Source organism: Altibacter sp. HG106 (assembly GCF_028561755.1).
Taxonomy (GTDB): domain Bacteria; phylum Bacteroidota; class Bacteroidia; order Flavobacteriales; family Flavobacteriaceae; genus DFVG01.
This window is the reverse complement of record NZ_JAQQTD010000004.1, coordinates 396869-414067: the sequence shown is the minus strand read 5'-3', so window position 1 is coordinate 414067 and position 17199 is coordinate 396869. Positions and strand designations below refer to the sequence as shown.

17 protein-coding genes are annotated in these 17199 nt (G+C 44.8%); 7 read left to right on the top strand and 10 right to left on the bottom strand.

The window, feature by feature from the left end:
* Positions 1-406 precede the first annotated feature (406 nt).
* The 3 genes from PO830_RS09200 to trxA all read right to left on the bottom strand — a co-directional run bounded on the left by PO830_RS09200 (position 407) and on the right by trxA (position 2404).
* Entirely contained in the window at positions 407-1339 is a 933-nt protein-coding gene (locus PO830_RS09200) for a DUF58 domain-containing protein (RefSeq protein WP_272853255.1), read from the bottom strand.
* Between the two features lie 118 nt (positions 1340-1457).
* Positions 1458-2000 (bottom strand): ClpP family protease, encoded by a 543-nt coding sequence (locus PO830_RS09195; RefSeq protein WP_272853254.1) that lies wholly within the window; start codon positions 1998-2000, stop codon positions 1458-1460.
* An 86-nt stretch (positions 2001-2086) separates the two neighbouring features.
* Positions 2087-2404: a thioredoxin gene (gene trxA / locus PO830_RS09190; protein ID WP_272853253.1), complete on the bottom strand. Its 318-nt coding sequence runs from the start codon at positions 2402-2404 to the stop codon at positions 2087-2089.
* A gap of 272 nt (positions 2405-2676) precedes the next feature.
* Here trxA and PO830_RS09185 point away from each other — a divergent pair, with 272 nt between their 5' ends.
* Positions 2677-3660, top strand: a complete 984-nt coding sequence (locus PO830_RS09185) for a bestrophin family protein (protein ID WP_272853252.1) — start codon at positions 2677-2679, stop codon at positions 3658-3660.
* 2 nt (positions 3661-3662) lie between these two features.
* Here the strand turns inward: PO830_RS09185 and dnaE are convergent, their stop codons facing one another.
* The 3 genes from dnaE to PO830_RS09170 all read right to left on the bottom strand — a co-directional run bounded on the left by dnaE (position 3663) and on the right by PO830_RS09170 (position 9336).
* Entirely contained in the window at positions 3663-8015 is a 4353-nt protein-coding gene (dnaE, locus tag PO830_RS09180) for a DNA polymerase III subunit alpha (RefSeq protein ID WP_272853251.1), read from the bottom strand.
* Between the two features lie 163 nt (positions 8016-8178).
* The gene (locus PO830_RS09175; protein ID WP_272853250.1) at positions 8179-8628 is read right to left on the bottom strand and encodes a ferritin-like domain-containing protein; all 450 of its coding nucleotides are present in this window, start codon (positions 8626-8628) and stop codon (positions 8179-8181) included.
* A 204-nt stretch (positions 8629-8832) separates the two neighbouring features.
* Positions 8833-9336: a DUF6252 family protein gene (locus tag PO830_RS09170; RefSeq protein WP_272853249.1), complete on the bottom strand. Its 504-nt coding sequence runs from the start codon at positions 9334-9336 to the stop codon at positions 8833-8835.
* Between the two features lie 140 nt (positions 9337-9476).
* On the opposite strand from PO830_RS09170, the gene PO830_RS09165 reads away from it, so the two are divergent.
* From PO830_RS09165 to PO830_RS09155, 3 genes are read left to right on the top strand one after another with little or no spacing between them, the layout of a single operon-like run.
* Positions 9477-10010 (top strand): 30S ribosomal protein S16, encoded by a 534-nt coding sequence (locus tag PO830_RS09165; RefSeq protein ID WP_272853248.1) that lies wholly within the window; start codon positions 9477-9479, stop codon positions 10008-10010.
* A 10-nt stretch (positions 10011-10020) separates the two neighbouring features.
* Positions 10021-10548 (top strand): ribosome maturation factor RimM, encoded by a 528-nt coding sequence (gene rimM / locus PO830_RS09160; RefSeq protein WP_272853247.1) that lies wholly within the window; start codon positions 10021-10023, stop codon positions 10546-10548.
* A gap of 3 nt (positions 10549-10551) precedes the next feature.
* Positions 10552-11256, top strand: a complete 705-nt coding sequence (locus tag PO830_RS09155) for a tRNA1(Val) (adenine(37)-N6)-methyltransferase (RefSeq protein ID WP_272853246.1) — start codon at positions 10552-10554, stop codon at positions 11254-11256.
* Between the two features lie 26 nt (positions 11257-11282).
* Here the strand turns inward: PO830_RS09155 and PO830_RS09150 are convergent, their stop codons facing one another.
* On the bottom strand, positions 11283-12260 hold the full coding sequence (locus PO830_RS09150) for a T9SS type A sorting domain-containing protein (protein WP_272853245.1): 978 nt from the start codon (positions 12258-12260) through the stop codon (positions 11283-11285).
* Between the two features lie 254 nt (positions 12261-12514).
* Between PO830_RS09150 and PO830_RS09145 the strand changes: the two genes are divergently transcribed.
* The 3 genes from PO830_RS09145 to PO830_RS09135 all read left to right on the top strand — a co-directional run bounded on the left by PO830_RS09145 (position 12515) and on the right by PO830_RS09135 (position 15474).
* On the top strand, positions 12515-13693 hold the full coding sequence (locus tag PO830_RS09145; protein WP_272853244.1) for an acyl-CoA dehydrogenase family protein: 1179 nt from the start codon (positions 12515-12517) through the stop codon (positions 13691-13693).
* Between the two features lie 76 nt (positions 13694-13769).
* The gene (locus PO830_RS09140; protein ID WP_272853243.1) at positions 13770-14543 is read left to right on the top strand and encodes a DUF3050 domain-containing protein; all 774 of its coding nucleotides are present in this window, start codon (positions 13770-13772) and stop codon (positions 14541-14543) included.
* A gap of 37 nt (positions 14544-14580) precedes the next feature.
* Positions 14581-15474, top strand: a complete 894-nt coding sequence (locus PO830_RS09135; protein WP_272853242.1) for a serine/threonine protein phosphatase — start codon at positions 14581-14583, stop codon at positions 15472-15474.
* A gap of 21 nt (positions 15475-15495) precedes the next feature.
* Here the strand turns inward: PO830_RS09135 and PO830_RS09130 are convergent, their stop codons facing one another.
* The 3 genes from PO830_RS09130 to PO830_RS09120 form a co-directional block, all read right to left on the bottom strand.
* Entirely contained in the window at positions 15496-15828 is a 333-nt protein-coding gene (locus tag PO830_RS09130; RefSeq protein ID WP_272853241.1) for a 2Fe-2S iron-sulfur cluster-binding protein, read from the bottom strand.
* A 2-nt stretch (positions 15829-15830) separates the two neighbouring features.
* Positions 15831-16883 (bottom strand): NAD(P)/FAD-dependent oxidoreductase, encoded by a 1053-nt coding sequence (locus tag PO830_RS09125; RefSeq protein ID WP_272853240.1) that lies wholly within the window; start codon positions 16881-16883, stop codon positions 15831-15833.
* A 72-nt stretch (positions 16884-16955) separates the two neighbouring features.
* Positions 16956-17198 carry a NifU family protein gene (locus PO830_RS09120; RefSeq protein ID WP_272853239.1) on the bottom strand — a complete coding sequence of 81 codons (243 nt, stop codon included), beginning with the start codon at positions 17196-17198 and terminating at the stop codon, positions 16956-16958.
* Position 17199 lies beyond the last annotated feature (1 nt).

Sequence of the window (17199 nt, the reverse complement as noted above, 5' to 3'; positions counted from 1 at the left end):
TATTCTAACCAACTGAACTACCAGACCGTGCTTGTTATTTTATGACGTAAAGCGCGTCAATTTCTTTCAATCTATTTTGGCTCAGCGACCCTCCCGATGGCAATCGGGATATTCTAACCAACTGAACTACCAGACCGTGCTTGTTATTTTATGACGTAAAGCGCGTCAATTTCTTTCAATCTATTTTGGCTCAGCGACCCTCCCGATGGCAATCGGGATATTCTAACCAACTGAACTACCAGACCGTTTCTTTATTTTTTAGACTTTAAGGATGCCTTAAATCTTTTGTCCGGTATTCTAACCATCCCGATAACTATCGGGAGAACTACCAAACCGTTGCTTTATTAGCGGTGGCAAATATAAAACGCATTTTTAGTTACTGCAAACAATTTCTCAAAAAAAAGAGCTAGCCTCCAAACTTTTGTCGCGCGACCAAATAGGTCGTCAATATTTTCTGAAATCCCTGGTGGATATCCGCCGGCACATACGTTATACGATATTGCCCACAACGCAATTTGATCGCATCAAAAAACTGTTGTACCGCTTCCTCATAGGAAGCTTTGATAGTATCGGCATAGAGATTGACCGATTCTCCCGTTTCAACGTCTACATACTTTCGAGGTCGATTTGAAAAATCAAATGATAACTCCTTTTGCCCATCGTACGTATGGAACAGGATCACCTCGTGCTTGTTGTACTTTAAATGTTGTAACGCTTCAAATAAGGCCTCCTCTTCCGCATCACTTTGAAACATATCGGTAAACAAAAACACCAGACTTCTCCGCTTCAGTTTTTCGGCGATTAGGTGTAAATGCTTATAAGTATCGGTATTCTTTGGTTTGGAAGGCACCTTTATAGCGCTATTTAAGTGTCCTAACAACATTTGGTGATGTCGTTCGCTCCCTTTTTCCGAAGCATAAAACTCATAAGCGTCACTGTAAACACTCATTCCAACCGCGTCACGCTGTCGCTTTAACAAATTCATAATGGCCGCCGACGCCAACGCACTAAAACCGATCTTGTTCAAGGAGGTGGCCGATAGCTCAGAGATCCTTGGATAATGCATCGAACTACTGGTATCCAGAATTAGATGACAGCGTAAATTGGTTTCTTCTTCGTAGCGCTTCGTATAGAGCTTATCGGTCTTCGCATACAACTTCCAATCGATATGCTTGGTACTTTCCCCCGGATTGTAAATCTTGTGCTCCGCAAATTCTGCCGAGAAGCCGTGAAACGGACTCTTATGCAGGCCCGAAATAAACCCCTCAACCACTTGGTTGGCGAGTAACTCGAGGTTCTTAAACCCCTGTATTTCGTTTATTTGCTTTTCTATATTCACGTTATAATAGTAATGGGTAGTGAGTAAATAGTATTGAGACTTTTTATTTCTTTCGTCATAAGTCCTAGGTCTTAACGCCTACCTCTCATTTCTAAATACCCATATCCCACATCTCATTCTACAACACCGCATCTACAATACCGTATTCCACACTTTCTTCCGCAGCCATCCAGTGGTCTCTGTTGAAATCCTTCATGACCTTCTCAAAATCCTGACCACAATTATCTGCCAAAATACGAGCGCTCAACTCTTTGGTCTTTAAAATTTCCTGAGCGGTAATTTCAATATCACTTGCTGGTCCGCGCGCCCCGCCACTGGGTTGGTGGATCATCACTCGGGCATGTGGCTGAACAAACCGTTTGCCCTTTTCTCCGGCCGAAAGTAGAATGCTACCCATGGAAGCTGCCAGGCCAGTACAAATGGTACTTACCGGACTCTTAATGCTTTTTATCGTATCGTAAATAGAAAACCCGGAAGTGACATAGCCACCCGGACTATTAATATAAAAGTGAATATCGGCATCGCCCATGGCATCTAGATAGAGCAGTCTGTCAACTACATGCTTGGCACTTTTATCATCTACTTGTCCCCATAAGAACACTTTGCGTTCTTTTAATAAAGTATTGTCTATTTGGTCCTGAACCTTAAAAACCTTTTCCATATTTTCTATCCGTTAATTAAGACTGTAAAATAAAAAAGGCTTCGCATTTCGCCAAGCCTTTTCGTTCTTTAAAATGTGGGTAATGCTTACAGCAAAGAATCGATTGCTTCGGTGTATACATTTTTTGGCGCTACTCCTACCTGACGGCCTACCAGTTCTCCTCCATTGAAGACCAAGACGGTTGGGATGTTACGCACTCCGTATTTCGCTGCGAACTCTTGATTGGCATCTACATCTACCTTTCCTACGACCGCCTTTCCGTCATAATCCTTGCTAATCTCATCGATGATAGGACCTACCATTCGACAGGGACCACACCATGCTGCCCAAAAATCAACCAGCACCGGCTTATCACTCTTTAATACCGTTTCTTCAAAAGTTGCGTCTGTTATTTCTAATGCCATTGTCTATATATTTTATTGTTCACAAAAATAGTCAAAAAAATAGGCTTTCGGTACACGCTTAACATTAGTTTAGACAATGCACGTATTGTTTTTACTGATATTTTGGCGGGCTGCCAAAGGCACCGCGCTTTCCGTTACAATGCCTCGCCACGTGTCCGCTGCCACTGCGGCTGCGGGATTTTCACTGCAATCGCTGCCCGAGCACCTTCCTGTAGTAGGTTCCTGAGCATCAGACAGAAAAATTTCTTACCTTCGGTAGAAACCAACTTCCTATGTACACCAAACGGAATTACGGCTTCTTTATGACCTTAAATTGGTCCAAAAAACCGCTTATTGTCGGTTTTATCTATGCCTTACTACTATTTCTGTTAGTTTATCTTCTTCCGGTAATTATACGAGTCCCGTGGCAACCCATCAGTGTTATTGGTATTGCCGTAGCGTTCTACTTAGGCTTTAAGAACAATAGTTCGTACGATCGTACCTGGGAAGCCCGAAAGATCTGGGGAAGTATCGTAAATAATAGTAGAACCTTTGGCGCTGCCGTCGTAGCATTCGTACAAGGCGCAGAGGGAAGTGCCGTTAAAAAAGAATTGCTCTACCGCCACATCGCATGGATGACCGCACTCCGTCACCAACTTCGGCAGCCGAAATCATGGGAGCACCCACGCGACAAGCGAAAGCCCTATGCTCCAGAAGTGACCGAAAACTTCACTACCACCCTGGAAGCCGAATTGAAAAAGTATCTTTCCGAAGCAGAAATCCAACAGATCCACCCCACCGCTAACCGAGCTACTCAAATTCTAAAAATACAATCAAAACGCCTACAGGAACTCCGAGATAGCGATTATTTTGAGGATTTTCGTCATATGGAATTTCATTCTCTAATTCGATCTTTTTACGAAGATCAAGGCAAGTCGGAACGCATTAAGAACTTTCCATTTCCGCGGCAATACGCTTCTACCGCGTTCTGGTTGTGCTTGATCTTTTGCGCCTTCGTCCCTTTTGGCATGTTAGATATCATCGGAGCGCAGAGTTTATTATTGGTAGTGCTGGGGGCGTTATTATCGGCGGTTATTATTTGGGTGTTTTTTCTAATGGAAATGATCGGCGATTATTCCGAAAACCCATTTGAAGGCACCTATAACGACGTGCCTATCACATCTATCGCTACAGGAATTGAGATCGACCTTCGCCAGATGATCAACGATCAAAACATTCCGCCCCCAACCCAAACGGTCGACGGATTCCTCATGTAATGCTAATTGAGCTTATACACCAGTTCTTCCTCTGCTAAGGCGGCCAACAGCTCCTTATTGATGTGAATTTTAGTTTTTCTACTAGGCATGTTGAGCTTCACTTTGTCTTCCATATCGTAGAGGGTAAAATGTAAGTGTTTATCCCCCTTATGCGCCTTAAACAGTTCTTGTAGTTTTTTAATACGAGCTTCATGCAAGGCATCGATCGGCATTTTCAATGTAAGCTTTTTGGCCTGCTGGTCCATTACGTCATGCAGCATCTGGAAGCTATTGTACTGTATTCTAGGATCGCCTTGCTTTCCGGTATCCCGATTCATCCAACCTTCCTTCACGAAAGCCCGCACGTACACAAAAGAATTCGGAATTAAGAAATGGCGCCACTTCAAATACTCTTCTCCAAAGATTTTGAATTCAAAACTGTCGTCATAATCTTCTACGGTAAAAATCGCCCAGCCTTTCCCTTGTCTACTCTCGCGGTGCTGTACATCACTCACGATCCCACCAAAACACACTTCGCGATTCACCAATTGCTCGATCTGATGAAAATCGGAAACCTTTACCGTACAAAAGCTATTGATCTCTAGTTTGAAATCATCCAGCGGATGCCCAGAAATATAAATTCCCACCACTTCCTTTTCCTGCTTCAGTTTTTTCATGGTGCCCCATTCCTCGCAAGGCGGCACTTCGGGTTCAGGAATCTGCACGTCGCTGGATTCACCAAACAAGCTTACTTGTGAAGAATTCTGAGTTTCCTGATACTTGGCCGCATAGCGTAGCACTTTTTCGAAGAACTTCACGCCGTCGCCCTCATCGTGCATGTACTGTGCGCGATGCGTTCCGAAGCCATCAAAACCTCCGGCCAACACTAGGTTTTCAAAGGCTTTTTTATTGGCCGCGCGCAGATCGATACGCTTGGCTAAGTCGAAAACCGACTTATACTTGCCGTCCTTTCGGTGCTCCACGATAGTGGCCACCGCTCCGCCACCAACGCCCTTGATGGCACCCATACCAAAGCGAATGGCACCTTGATCGTTTACGGTAAACTTATAGAACGATTCATTGACGTCGGGCCCAAGCACGTCTAATCCCATGCGGCGACACTCTTCCATAAAAAAGGTTACCTGCTTGATGTCGCTCATATTATTACTGAGTACCGCCGCCATATATTCAGCCGGATAATGCGCTTTGAGATAGGCGGTCTGATACGCGATCCAGGCATAACAAGTAGAGTGACTTTTATTGAAGGCATAACTGGCAAAAGCTTCCCAGTCTTTCCAGATTTTTTCGAGCTTTTCGGCCTCGTGCCCATTGGCCGACGCCTGTTCAATGAACTTAGGCTTCATCTTGTCAAGGACCGCCTTTTGCTTTTTCCCCATCGCCTTCCGCAACACATCGGCCTCACCCTTACTAAAGTCCGCCAGCTTTTGCGACAACAACATCACCTGCTCTTGGTAGACAGTAATACCATAAGTCTCTTGGAGGTATTCCTCCATCGCAGGAAGATCGTAGGTAATTTCTTCTTCACCGTGTTTTCTACGTACGAAACTCGGAATGTATTCCATGGGCCCCGGACGGTACAAGGCGTTCATAGCAATAAGGTCGGCAAAGACCGTAGGCTTCAATTCCTTCATATACTTCTGCATCCCGGCCGATTCGTACTGAAAGATCCCCACTGTTTCTCCACGCTGGAAAAGCTCGTAGGTCTTTTCATCGTCCAGTGGAAAACTATCCGGATCCAATTCAACATCGTGACGATGCTTGACGATCTTTACGGTATCCTTGATCAGTGTCAAGGTTTTCAGTCCTAAGAAATCCATTTTTAACAGTCCGGCGCTTTCTACCACCGAGTTGTCAAATTGGGTCACATACAACTCAGAATCCTTGGCGGTGGACACGGGGACAAAGTTGGTAATGTCATCGGGAGTAATGATCACTCCACAGGCGTGGATTCCGGTATTTCGAACGGAGCCCTCCAGTACTTTTGCCTGATTGATGGTTTCGGCTTCCAGATCACTTCCTTCGGAAAGATTGAGAAGTTCATTGACCTTGGACAGTTCATCGCTTCGGAATTTGCTGCGCAATTGCTTTTCTTCCAGACCGAAGATCTTGTTGAGTTTCGTCATGTTCGGGATCAACTTCGCAATCCTGTCGGCATCGTTCAACGGAAGGTCGAGTACGCGCGCCGTGTCTCGTATAGACGATTTAGCCGCCATGGTTCCGTAGGTAATAATTTGCGCTACCTGATTGGCGCCGTACTTATCGATGACGTATTCCATGACCTTACTTCTACCTTCATCGTCAAAGTCAATATCGATATCGGGCATGCTCACCCGATCCGGATTCAGAAACCGCTCAAACAGCAGATCGTATTCAATAGGATCAATGTTCGTGATTCCTAAACAATACGCGACGGCACTACCTGCCGCCGAGCCACGACCCGGCCCTACCGAAACCCCCATGTTACGGGCTTCAGCAATAAAGTCTTGTACAATGAGAAAATAGCCGGGATAGCCGGTATTGGCAATCACCTCTAATTCGAATTCGAGGCGCTGCTTAATTTCTGGAGTTATTTCAGCATAGCGTTTTTCAGCACCCGCAAAAGTAAGGTGCTTCAAATACGCATTTTCACCGCGTTTCCCACCGTCAGTTGCGTCTTCGGCATCTTGAAATTGCTCGGGGATGTCGAATTTAGGAAGTAAGACATCCCGTTGTAAGGTGAATGGCTCCACCTTTTCGATGACTTCAGCAATATTCGCAATGGCTTCCGGAAGGTCTTTGAAGAGTGTTTTCATCTCTTCTTGCGACTTAAAATAGTATTCCTGGTTAGGCAACCCGTAGCGATACCCACGCCCGCGCCCAATGGGAGTCGCTTGCTTTTCTCCGTCTTTTACACAGAGTAGAATATCGTGAGCATTCGCATCTTCCTTGTGAATGTAATAGGTGTTATTACACGCCACCAGCTTTACGTTATGCTTTTTCGAAAATTCTATGAGGGTAGCGTTTACTCGCCGCTCGTCCTCTTGGTCATGTCGCATCAACTCGATGTACAGGTCGGATCCAAACTGTTTCTTCCACCATAGCAGGGCTTCTTCGGCTTGATTTTCTCCTATATTCAAGACCTTTGAAGGTACTTCACCGTACAGACTTCCCGTGAGTACAATGATATCATCTTTGTATTTTGACACCACCTCTTTATCGATACGCGGCACATAATAGAACCCGTCGGTATAGGCAATGGACGCCATTTTTGCCAGGTTGTGGTAACCATTTTTATTCTTGGCCAGCATCACAATTTGGTAGCCATTGTCCTTATGCGATTTGTTCAGATGGTCTTCACATACAAAAAACTCACAGCCTACAATGGCCTTAAGATGTTTGTGCTCCTCGCCTTCACCCAACCCTTTATTATATGTGTTTACCGCTTGCACAAAATGGAAGGCTCCCATCATGTTTCCGGAATCGGTTAAGGCTACTGCCGGCATTTCATTGGCTGCGGCGGCAGTTACCAAATCTTGAGTGGAAGAGGTAGATTGAAGAATACTGAATTGCGAATGGTTGTGTAGATGCGCAAAAGCAGTATCCTCTAAAGTGGCGAGATTTTCTTTGATCTCTTCGGAAGAAATGGTTTCGGTGGCTTCCTGTGCTTCTAATTCTTTCCGGATGGCTTCGGAAGCCTGCTTCAGATTCAAATGCTTGAGTCCGATCAGCTCTATGGGCTTCGGATTGACTTCCGAGAACTGTTCAAAATAATCGGGCCCTACATCGAGTTCTTCCGAAGTAAAAATACGGCGTCGTACCAACTCAAAGAAACAACGGGTCGTCGCTTCTACATCCGCAGTAGCATTGTGCGCTTCCGCGAAGGGTTCGTTGAACAAAAATTCGTGTAACTCAGTAAGTGTGGGAAGTTTGAATTTTCCACCACGACCGCCGGGAATCTGACACAGCTGTGCTGTTGTTTCGGTACAGGTATCCAGCACTGGCAGCTCCGCTAATGGATTGGGTTGATTTAACCTATAGAATTCGGCTCCCATGATCTTCACATCGAAATCGACATTCTGACCCACCACAAATATTGTTTTCTCCAGGGCTTTTTGAAACGTCTTCGCTACTTCTTCCAAAGGAGTACCTTGTTTTTCTGCAAGCGCCGTGGAAATTCCGTGAATCTGTTCAGAATCATACGGAATATTGAATCCGTCTGGCTGCACCAAGAAATCCTGATGTTCCACCACATTCCCCATCGCATCATGAAGCTGCCATGCGATCTGGATGCAGCGAGGCCAGTTATCGCTATCGCTAAGTGGGGCATCATATCGTTTGGGTAATCCGGTTGTTTCCGTATCGAAAATCAGGTACATAACGGGCTTGAGATTTTAGTAAGAAGGAAGGAGTTGCTTCCGAAGTAAAAATAAAAAAAGCCCCCGGCACCCTAAAAGAAAGTTGTGCACAATACGGCGGAATTATAAACAAAAAAAGCCGCTCGATAGGAGCGACTTAGATATATTTATTATACAATCCTAATTAGGATACGACAGCTTCAAAGTTTTTTGCACTTTGTAACGCCGTGCGTACACTCTCGCGTTGTTGCGTCAGGATTTTTTTAGTGGTTGGCGGCAAGGTGGTATCATTAATTATTTCATCATACTCATTAACAGCCGCTTCTTCTCCTGTTTGGACTTCATTCAAAATTGCCTCTTCATCGTTAGAAGTAAAGGTACTTTTAATATCCATCCACGTGCGGTGCGCACTTCCGGTGGTGCTTCCACCTTTATCGGGTGTTTCTCCAAAGTTGCGAATTTCTGCCTTCAGCTCGTGCCCAAAATCGTATCGGTTTTGCGCTTGTTGGCTGAAAAACTGTTGGAGCTTTGAATTATCTACGATTTCCGCTGCTTTCTTATAGCCTTTTTCGGCATCGTAGTTTTTTTCAAGTAGTTCATTTAGTTTCGTCGACATTTCTTCTGTATACTTCATCATCAATTGGTTTAATGTAAATCAAGAAATTTTTCTAGGCTTCTTGTTTTTCCTTTATAACATCACTAATATAAGGGTGTGACAGGGTATTGACCCAATTTTTAACCCTGATTTAAAGCAAATTAACAGGGTTTAACGTGTGTCTGTGTTACGCTTTGGAAACGTTAAGGCGATTTAACAGAAAAAAGACGGCATGATGCTGTATTAGTCACCGGTATCTGCCGGATCATCATCATCTACAGGCTCTTCTTGTGGATATCGAGCATTGGTAAACTCGCCGTAATTAAAGCGATTTTTATTGGTTCCGCTGGCGCCTATTACCGCGGTGAAGTCAAATACCCCGCTTAGGGTCTGTCCAGCCGAGTTCCAACGGGTAATCTCAACATAGCCCACTCCTTGTGGATGATCGGTTGTAAATACTGATCCGCTAACATTTGTATAGGTTGCGACATTTTCACTGTCCTTACCAAAGTTATAGCGATTGACGGTGGGACTACTCACGGTGATTTCTATAATGCCCTGGTCTGCCAATCCGCGTATGGTATAGCTGCTATCTGCATTTTTAGTCGCGGAAAGACTATCGGCAACGAAGAAATAATTTTTTTCAAAGTTTCTGGCAAACATGGGCGTATCGATACGCTCATCATCTTCACTACAAGAAAGAAAAGGAAGGCCTACAAGCACAAATAATAATAGGTACGTTCTCATAACGCTCGTTTTTAGGAAGTTTAGGGTGTCACAAATATAAAATAAAAGTACAAACTCATAAGTTTCAATTTAAAAATTATGGTATCTTTGCCGTCCGAAAAAATTATAACCGGGGTCGGGTACCCCAAAAATTAATTACTATGCCTGTTAAAATCAGATTACAACGTCACGGTAAAAAAGGAAACCCTTTTTACTGGATCGTAGCGGCAGACAGCCGTGCCAAAAGAGATGGTAAATTCCTTGAAAAATTAGGAACGTACAATCCAAACGTTAACCCTGCAGAGATCAATTTAGATGTTGATGGTTCTGTAAAGTGGTTACAGAATGGAGCGCAACCTACCGATACGGCACGTGCTATTCTTTCTTACAAAGGTGCTTTATTGAAAAACCACTTGGCGGGTGGTGTCCGTAAAGGGGCATTGACCGAAGAAGAAGCTGAGAAGAAATTCAATGCTTGGTTAGAAGATAAGCAAGCGAAAGTAGACGCGAAGAAAGACAATCTTTCGAAAGAAGAAGAAAAAGCGAAAGAAGAAGCCCTTGCTGCTGAAAAAGCCGTGAACGAAGCGCGTATCGCTGCTGCAGCTCCCGTTGAGGAGGAAGCAGAAGCTACCGAGGAGGCTACAGAAGAAACTGCTGCTGCAGTAGAGGCTGAAGCTTCTAAAGAAGAAGAGTAAATTTTTTGCGATGCAAAAGAAGGACTGTTTCTTCGTTGGCACGATCGTAAAAAAATACAGCTTTAAAGGGGAAGTACTGGTAAAATTAGATACCGACGACCCCGAACAGTTTTTAGAAATGGAATCAGTTTTTGTGGAACTTCACAACAAATTGATTCCATTTTTTATTGAATCCCTTTCCCTGCATAAGTCGAGCTTGCTTCGCATTCAGTTTGAAGAGGTAGATGATGAAGAAAAGGCAGACGGACTCCTAAAAAAGAAACTGTACCTGCCCCTCAATCTGCTTCCCAAACTAGAAGGCAACCAATTTTACTATCATGAGGTTATCGGGTTTACCATTTCCGATAAACAGTTTGGAACCATTGGAACCTTACAATCTGTAAATGATAGCACGCCGCAGCATTTATTCGTTATCGATCATCAGGGGAAAGAAGTGCTTATTCCTATCAACGACGACATCATCCAAAAGGTTGACCGCACGGCGAAGGAAATTCACATTGAAGCGCCCGAAGGTTTGATCGATATTTACCTTTCGTAAGCCATGTTCCGCTGTAAACAGTTTGATGTGGCAGACGACCGCTGCGCCATGAAAATCGGTACGGATGGCGTGTTATTAGGCGCCTGGGCCTCCCTCGACCCTCAGCCCGAAACCATTCTCGATGTAGGCGCCGGCTCGGGCATCATTTCGTTACAATTGGCGCAACGCTCCAATGCTTCGGTAATCGACGCGGTTGAGGTCGAACCCAATGCCTATGAGCAATGCACCGAGAATATTGAGAATTCTCCCTGGGGCGATCGCCTCTTTTGCTACCATGCCTCCTTTCAGGAATTTGTTGCTGAAATGGACGAGCGTTATGACCTCATCATTTCGAACCCACCGTTTTATTCTGAAGCTTATACCTCCAAGCAACCCAGTCGGGATCTGGCGCGATTCGCGGAGGCGCTTCCGTTTCCCGAATTACTAAAAGGAGTTTCCAAACTGCTATCGCCCGACGGACAGTTTGCGACCGTTCTTCCCTCTTCTTCCTTTGATTCGTTTGTAAAACTCGCTGAAGCACACTTACTTTTTCCGAAGCGCATCTGCTATGTAAAGGGTAACGCCAAGGCCGATGTGAAACGCTGTTTATTGGAGCTTTCCTTTCAGAAGGCAACTCCTACGATAGAACATCTTACTATTGAAATAGAACGCCACCACTACACCCCTGCATACATCGCCCTGGTCAAAGATTTTTATTTGAAAATGTAGTGAAGTGCCAAGCTGTTTGGTAACGGCTATCTCACCATGAGTTTTGTTATCTGGGTGGCCTTGGCGGTATGCATCTGCACAAAATAGATTCCTGAAGACAGCGATGTTATGTCATACGAGGATGCCCGCTCCTGAAAGGTTTTGACCACCGTACCGTTAAGGTCATACACGGTTATGGTTTCTATAGCAGCCTCTCCTATTACTGAAAAATAGCTGTTGGCGGGATTGGGGAACAATTGGAGGTTTTGGCGGGTGTTATCATTAACGGCCAGATCCTTACACTCGGCTTCGGTAGCCACAAAGGTGGTGGCAGGGTCTACATCAGTCCAATTAGCAGTGCTGTACGTAGGATCATCTACAAACACACAGCGAAGCTCAGGATTCCCCCGGGTGTCATATACCGTAACATTCTCATTATTGCCGTTTCGCATATCTAAAAAACTCAAGTTTGCATTTTGTGCTCTAAGTCTCACAAGCTGTATTGCATTACTTAAATTTAAAGAATCCACTAGGGTTGTGCTACATTCAAGCCATTCGAGCTGTGTATTCCCAGTCAGGTCTAAAGCAGAAATGGGATTGTCACTTAACGTCAAATTTCGTAATTCTACATTATTGGAGATATCAAGTTCGGAAAAAGCGCACCTTGGCAAGAATAAATTAGTAATATTTGGGCATTGGGTGATATCCAAGCTCTCTAAAAAGGGACTATCGAGAAATTGTACAAAGACCAAATCGGGCTTGGCCCCTAAATCAATACTGCTACCTCTAAAATTTCCGATCCCCAGATATTCCAAAGCGATAAAATCTTCTATCCCGCTAAGATCCGCAATATTATGGCCGGTACCGTTAGGGTCTACCCGGTCGACCATCTGGGCATCGGCGGTAAGTATTTGGCCGTCTAAAACCCCTTCACTATCATGGCTTGCATCAATAAGAAACTGCTCAAAATTAGGGTCGGGTATTGCGGTGTATTGGGCAATTAGTGAACATTGACACCCCAACATTAAGAATATTAGAAGCGCGCGCAGCTTGAAAATGCAACAGAAAGAATTCGATGATTGGTACACTGGTTCAAAATACAAAAATTACGGTCAAGTATAACCTTCCTATTTCTTCCGGGATTGTTTTTACGCTGTGGTGCTCCTAAATGTACAGACTTGGTCTATCATTTCCGATAGCCAAAAAACAATAAATATAGAAGCGAAGCCTATAAGAATTTTTGACGAAAATAGTACCTTTGCACACAAACCAAACTCCTATGAAGCCCGATCTTTTTGAAGCGCCCGATTACTACCAATTAGACGACCTCCTAACCGAAGAGCACAAGCTTATTCGTGATGCGGCTCGCAGTTGGGTAAAGCGTGATGTGTCACCAATTATTGAAGAATACGCCCAAAAAGCGGAATTCCCTGAACAAATCATTGGCGGCCTCGCCGAGATTGGTGCGTTTGGCCCTTATATTCCGGAAGAATACGGTGGTGCAGGGATGGATCAAATTGCCTACGGACTCATCATGCAGGAGATCGAACGCGGTGATAGCGGAGTGCGTTCTACGGCTTCGGTGCAATCGTCTTTGGTGATGTATCCCATTTGGAAATACGGTACCGAAGAACAACGTAAAAAATACCTTCCGAAACTAGCCAGTGGCGAATGGATGGGGTGTTTCGGGCTTACCGAGCCGGATCACGGAAGCAACCCGGGGGGCATGACCACCAACTTTAAAGACAAAGGCGATCATTACCTGCTCAATGGCGCCAAACTATGGATTAGTAATGCACCTTTTGCACAAGTAGCAGTGGTCTGGGCGAAGAACGAGGAAGGACGTATTCACGGACTAATCGTAGAACGCGGTATGGAAGGTTTTTCTACTCCGGAAACTCATAATAAATGGTCATTACGCGCTTCGGCTACGGGCGAATTGATCTTTGACAACGTAAAAGTTCCGAAGGAAAACTTATTACCGAACAAATCAGGCTTGGGTGCACCCCTTGGGTGTTTAGATTCGGCGCGCTTCGGAATTGCCTGGGGAGCGATTGGTGCCGCGATGGACTGTTATGATACGGCTTTGCGCTATTCCAAAGAACGCATGCAATTTGGAAAACCTATCGGAAGCTTCCAATTGCAACAGAAAAAATTAGCCGAAATGATCACGGAGATCACAAAAGCGCAACTTTTGGCATGGCGACTAGGCGTCCTTCGGAATGAAGGGAAAGCCACTAGCGCACAGATCTCGATGGCGAAACGAAACAATGTGGATATGGCGATCAACATCGCGCGAGAAGCACGACAAATTTTAGGCGGAATGGGCATCACCGGTGAGTACAGTATCATGCGTCACAGCATGAACTTAGAAAGCGTGATCACCTACGAGGGTACTCACGATATACATTTGTTGATCACCGGCTTGGATATCACCGGACTCAATGCTTTCAAATAAAAAATACCTTCGTATCGTAAATCCATACCCAAGGCTTCATCGTATATATGAAGCCTTTGATTTATAAAAAAAGACCATGATTGCACAGATCGAAAAAAAGATTGCACCCTACCGCGACACCTTATTACAACACCCATTATACTCTGAAATAAAAACACCTGAGCACTTACGGCTCTTTATGGAATACCATGTGTTTGCGGTTTGGGATTTTATGTCACTTCTGAAAGCCTTACAGCACAATTTAACGTGCACTCAAGTGCCGTGGAAACCTAAAGGCAATCCGGAAACCCGTTATTTGATCAATGAAATTGTCTTGGCAGAAGAAACCGACATCAATCGGTTCGGCCAGCGCCAAAGTCATTTTGAGATGTACCTTGATGCCATGCATAAGGCGGGTGCGGCTACCAAAGGCATCGAACAACTTCTTGAGCGACTGGAACGAAACGATATCGAAACCGCCATCAAAGAAGCACCCTTGCCCGAAGCAGTAAAAAAATTCCTATCGTTTACCTTCACCACCATTTCCGAAGGAAAAAACCACAAGATCGCAGCGGCCTTTACTTTTGGCAGGGAAGACCTTATCCCTGATATGTTTTCTGAAATCATTAAAAACATTCAGCAAAACTTTCCGCAGGAAGACCTTACTGACTTCAAATACTATTTTGACCGTCATATTGAGCTGGATGGCGATGAACACGGCCCTATGGCCTTGGCTATGATCGAACAGCTTTGTGGAAAGGATTCGGCGAAATGGCGAGAGGTAGAACAAACCGTAGTGGCTTCTTTAGAAGCTAGAGAACACTTATGGGAAGGCGTGCTTTCGGAAATTTTAGCCTCGCAACCCGCCTAAAAACACCGCTTATTGTATCTTTAGGGAAAGATTTTCCATGTCTTCCCAACGCAGGATCACAAAGGCTTACGAGACGGCACGCCGAATTCCGTTCAACGATCACTCGAAACTGATCATTTTTAGTGATTGTCATCGTGGAGACAATAGCTTTGCCGATGATTTTGCGAACAACCGAAACACCTATTTTCATGCCCTTCAACACTACTACAAAGAAGGTTTTACCTATTGCGAACTGGGCGACGGTGATGAGTTATGGGAGAATCTAAAGTTTTCATCGATCTTAGAAGCGCATAAAAATGTCTTCATGTTGATGAAGCGTTTTTTTGAAGAGCATCGCTTATATCGCGTGTTGGGAAATCACGACATGGTATACCGTGACGAACAGTATGTCGCAAAACATCTTCACACCTATTTCAATAAGGTTACCGGAAAAGAAGATCCTTTGTTTCCCTGTATCGAATTTTCAGAAGGACTCGTTTTTGAACATGAAGAAACAGGGCAAGAGATCTTTATGTTACATGGGCATCAAGCCGAGTGGATGAACTACCGCGGTTGGAAATGGAATCGCTTTATGGTACGGGCGCTTTGGCGACAATTACAGGTCTTTGGAATAGGCGATCCTACAAGTCCGGCGAAGAACTATCTAGAACTGCTAAAGGTAGAACGCCGATTTAAGAAGTGGATCCTGGAGCACCACAATATGTTGACGATTATTGGACATACACATCGGCCTCGATTTCCAGAACCCAACGAAATACCGTTGTTTAACGATGGTAGTTGTGTGCACCCCAGAAGCATTACCGGAATTGAAATTGAGAACGGCGCCATCTCGTTGATCAAATGGCAAATTGCCTCTACCGAAAATGGAATGCTTCAGATTATTAGAGTATTATTAGAAGGGCCGCAACCGCTTCACAAGTATCATCAGTAGCCCTAACAGAAGGTAGCTCGCTTAGCTTTCCGGAGCCAACTGAATTTGGAGTCCGTCTAAGGCCTCATGAATATGAATCTGACAGCCGAGTCGGCTATTCTCCTGCACGTGAAATGCTTCCGCTAACATGGCATCTTCATCGTAGCTCATTTCGGGTAATTCATGATCGCTTAGGACGTAACACTGACATGAGGCGCACATGGCCATACCACCGCACACCCCAATGGTTCCTTCCGGAGCCAATTCGTAGGAACGCACCAGTTCCATGAGATTCATATTCATATCGGTTGGAGCGTCTACCGTATGGGCATGTCCTTCCCTGTCGATGATGGTTATTTTAATATCCTGTTGCATTATTAGTTGATGGCTTTCACCACAGCTTTAGGTGCCTCTTTCTTGCTACCGTCGAATCCTTCTACCCCACCCACGGTGGTATATTTCATCACATAACGTTTATCGGGAAAGATTCGCTGGTAAGCACTTTGACACATTAAGGTGGCCTCGTGGAATCCGCAAAGAATGAGCTTTAGTTTACCGGGATAGGTATTCACATCGCCAATCGCGTAAATACCGGGAATGTTGGTTTGATAATCTAAGGTGTTATCGACTTTAATAGCGTTCTTTTCGATCTCCAGTCCCCAATCGGCTATAGGACCTAATTTTGGCGCCAATCCGAATAGGGGAATAAAATGATCGCAATCATGGTTAGACACCTCGGCTCCTCGCTTGATGGACACGCCTTCCAAACGACCTTCACCGTACACATCCACGACTTCGGCCGGAGTCACCAGCTTTATTTTTCCCTGATCTTTTAAATCCTGTACTTTTTCTACGCTGTCTAGGGCGCCACGGAACTCATTTCTGCGATGCACCAACGTGACACTTTTAGCAACGTCGGTTAAGAAAATAGACCAATCTAAGGCCGAATCGCCTCCACCGGCAATCACCACATCTTTGTCGCAGTACATTTCGGGCTCCCGAATCATGTATTCAACGCCGCGATCTTCAAAGTCTTTTATCGCCGTAATTGGTGGCTTTCGCGGCTCGAAACTTCCCAGTCCGCCTGCAATGGCAACCACCGGAGCCTGATGCCGTGTACCTTTGTTAGTGGTTACGATGAATCTTCCATCGTCTTGCTTTTCAATGGTCTCTGCCCGTTCTCCCAAGGTAAACCCAGGTTGAAAAGGTTCAATCTGCTTCATAAGATTATCCACAAGATCTCCTGCCAACACTTCTGGAAACGCGGGGATGTCGTAGATAGGTTTTTTTGGATAGATTTCCGCACATTGGCCACCTGGCTGCGGAAGCGCGTCGATGAGATGGCATTTTAGCTTTAATAATCCTGCTTCAAAAACGGTGAAAAGCCCCGTAGGGCCCGCTCCAATAATAAGTATATCTGTAGTAATCATGACTCTTTCTCTGTAGTTTCTATTGCAAATGTAAGAAGGGTAATGGTCTGAAAAACTGATCTTTGTCAGTTGCTAGGCTTCCACATTAATGACCTGTTCGATTTGTGGAGCATGTTTTTTTATGGTCATTTCAACGCCACTTTTTAGGGTCATTTGATTGACCGTACACCCCACGCAAGCACCCTGCAGTTGAACACGCACTACGGTACCGTTGTCGATAGACAATAACAAGATATCCCCTCCATCACTTTGAAGAAAAGGCCTGATCTCATCCAGTGCGATCATCACTTTTTGTTCTAATTCGTTTTCTGTCATA